At 31.6% G+C, this 2,934-nt stretch carries 3 protein-coding genes; 1 reads left to right on the top strand and 2 read right to left on the bottom strand.

The window, feature by feature from the left end:
- Nucleotides 1-335 precede the first annotated feature (335 nt).
- Together ribH and AADI82_RS14695 are read right to left on the bottom strand one after the other, a co-directional pair.
- Nucleotides 336-821 (bottom strand): 6,7-dimethyl-8-ribityllumazine synthase, encoded by a 486-nt coding sequence (ribH, locus tag AADI82_RS14700; protein ID WP_341217167.1) that lies wholly within the window; start codon nucleotides 819-821, stop codon nucleotides 336-338.
- 15 nt (nucleotides 822-836) lie between these two features.
- The gene (locus AADI82_RS14695) at nucleotides 837-1,604 is read right to left on the bottom strand and encodes a tetratricopeptide repeat protein (RefSeq protein ID WP_341217166.1); all 768 of its coding nucleotides are present in this window, start codon (nucleotides 1,602-1,604) and stop codon (nucleotides 837-839) included.
- A gap of 138 nt (nucleotides 1,605-1,742) precedes the next feature.
- On the opposite strand from AADI82_RS14695, the gene AADI82_RS14690 reads away from it, so the two are divergent.
- A complete protein-coding gene (locus AADI82_RS14690; protein ID WP_341217165.1) occupies nucleotides 1,743-2,822 on the top strand; it encodes a DNA replication/repair protein RecF in 1,080 nt (359 codons plus the stop codon).
- The last annotated feature ends 112 nt before the right edge of the window (nucleotides 2,823-2,934 follow it).

Below are 2,934 nucleotides of genomic sequence, written 5' to 3'. Positions count from 1 at the left end.
TTTCCATCTCGAAACAAAGTCTTTTTCTGTACGCTCCTCTAAATTAGAATCGGTTTCATTTTCCTTAGAAAACCGAGGTTGATAATTAAAGGTTTTATGTTTTCGTTGTTTAAACAAAATATAGTAATATATAACCAAAAATACTTAAAAGTAGGCAGAAAACAGAAGTTGACATGCCAAAAATTGTTAACAAAACCGATATAAATCATTACGTCATTGCGAAGGAAGTATAACTGTGGCAATCTTTTCATTTTAAACAGACTGCCATACTTCGACTGCGCTCAGCACAGGCTAATTACAAAAAAGTAAAACTCGCAGTGACGTGTTTAATTAAACTAGCTGTTTTTCCTAAGTTCTGCCATTTTAATAGCAGCAACTGCAGCTTCAGTCCCTTTATTGCCGTGTATTCCGCCAGAGCGTTCTATGGCTTGCTGTATATTTTTATCTGTAAGTACACAGAAAATAACTGGTGTTTCTCGAATAACGTTTAGGTCTTTAATGCCTTGTGAAACGGCTTCGCAAACAAAATCGAAATGTTTGGTTTCTCCTTGAATAACACTTCCAATGGCAATTACAACATTTACCATTTGCTCCTGCATTTTTTTTGCGCCATAAATAAGCTCGAAACTTCCTGGAACATCCCAACGCACAATGTTATTTGGCAATACACCATTTTCTATTAAGGTATCGTATGCGCCTTTATATAAGCCTTCTGTAATAGTATCGTTCCACTCTGAAACAACAATCCCAAACCGAAATTTGCTCGCATTTGGGATTGTTGTCTTATCGTAATCGGATAAACTTTTATTTACCGTTGCCATATAATTAAATGGGTATTATTTACTTGCCAATACTTGCGCTTTTCCTATAAACACATCAACATTTGCAGCTTCTGTAGAATTAGAATAATCCTCTTTAATAGTTTTAAAGAAAGTTAATGCTTTATCAGCTTTCCCTAAATCTAAAGCAATAATTCCTGCTTTATGCAAATACATTGGTGTAGTATATTCGTTATTTCGCAATTTGGCTGCTTGCTCGTAATAACTTAAAGCATCCTCTTTTTGGTCTAATTGCACAAAAGCATCACCTATATTTCCTTTTGCTAATGCTGCTAGAATTTCATCATCACTTTTAAAATTACTTAAATGCTCAACTGCATTTTTATAATCCTTCAACTTTAAATAAGCTGTACCAGCATAATAGCTTGCTAAGTTTGCAGATGGTGTTCCGCTGTATTCTTCAATAATATCTAACATTCCAAATTTACCTTCACCACCATTTAATGCTAAATTAAATAACGAATCTTTTGCTACGCCATTTACTGCTTGATCAAAATATTTTTGAGCCTGAAACATATCGTTCATAGCATTTAACTGTTTTGGTTTTGCTATGTATTCTTTATAAGCTAAAGATCCTAAAACAACCGCAGCTACAACACCAATAATAATGAAAATATATTTTTGATTCTTCGCAACAAACGCTTCAGTTTTTGATGCTGTTTCGTCTAGCGTGTTAAAAACTTCAGCTGTAGTTGAGCCATCTTCAATGTTTTGTTCTTTCTCTGCTTTGTTCTTAGCTTTATATTTTTTCTTGTAAGTCGCCATTTATTCGTTATAATTAATGTGGCGCAAAAATATAATTTTTCTTCATAACTAAAAGGGTATTTATTTGATATTTTTCAATAATTTGCACTTCCTTTTAAAGCATCGCAGCTTCTTAATACTTTTTATGTTACTTTTTGTATGGTTTTAAAATCACTTTCGTTACTTAATTATAAAAATTTTGATAGTAAATCCTTCACTTTCAACACTAAAATAAACTGTATTGTTGGCAACAATGGCATAGGAAAAACCAATGTTTTAGATGCTATTTATCATTTATCCTTCGGAAAAAGTTATTTCAATCCCATAGCTACTCAAAATATTAAACATGGCGAAGCTTTTTTTGTGATTAATGGCGACTATGAAAAAGATGAAAAAACCGAAAAAGTAATTATTAGTTTAAAACGCGGACAAAAAAAAGTAATAAAACGCAACGGAAAAGCGTACGAAAAATTTAGCGAGCATATTGGCTTTTTGCCTTTAGTTATTATATCTCCAGCCGATAGAGATTTAATTATTGAAGGTAGCGATACACGCCGAAAATTTATAGATTCTGTAATTTCGCAAAGCGACAAAAGCTATTTAAGTCATGTAATTAAGTATAACAAAGTATTAGCACAACGCAATGCGTTACTTAAATATTTTGCGTTGAATCATACGTTTAATACTGATACTTTAGAAATTTACAACAATCAATTAACCGATTTTGGTACTGAAATTTTTGAAAAGCGCAATGCCTTTTTAAAAACGTTTATTCCTATTTTTAAAGCACGCTACGAAGCTATTAGTAATGGAAATGAAGAAGTTGATTTGGTTTACCACAGCGATTTGTTTGAAAATAATTTAAACGCGCTTTTAAAAAATGCCATAAATAAAGACAAAGCCTTGCAATACACCAGTGTTGGTGTGCATAAAGATGATTTATTATTTAATATTGAAGATCATCCTATTAAAAAATTTGGGAGTCAAGGTCAGCAAAAATCGTTTTTAATCGCTTTAAAATTGGCACAATTCGATTTTATAAAAGCACAAAGTGGGGTAAATCCTATTTTATTATTAGATGATATTTTTGATAAGTTAGATGAAAAACGCGTCGCACAAATTATTAAATTAGTTGATGATGAAAACTTTGGGCAACTATTTATAAGTGATACACATGCTGAACGTACCGAAGCTGCTGTAAAACAAGTACATCAAAGTTATGAGGTTTTTAGGTTGTGATACTATTTTTTTACCACGAATTCACGAATGTTTTTTACTTATAACTTAAATTAATTACTAAGCTACAAATTGTAATACCGACTTTGTTTATTACTTGACTTTGTAAAAAATT

Origin of the sequence: uncultured Wocania sp. (assembly GCF_964021735.1) — a bacterium.
Lineage (GTDB): Bacteria > Bacteroidota > Bacteroidia > Flavobacteriales > Flavobacteriaceae > Wocania_A.
This window is presented reverse-complemented; position numbering and strand designations above follow the sequence as displayed.

Bases quoted from the DNA above. Each gene is read 5' to 3' on its own strand.
- ribH (WP_341217167.1), bottom strand. From the start codon at position 821: ATGGCAACGGTAAATAAAAGTTTATCCGATTACGATAAGACAACAATC.
- AADI82_RS14695 (WP_341217166.1), bottom strand. From the start codon at position 1,604: ATGGCGACTTACAAGAAAAAATATAAAGCTAAGAACAAAGCAGAGAAA.
- AADI82_RS14690 (WP_341217165.1), top strand. From the start codon at position 1,743: ATGGTTTTAAAATCACTTTCGTTACTTAATTATAAAAATTTTGATAGT.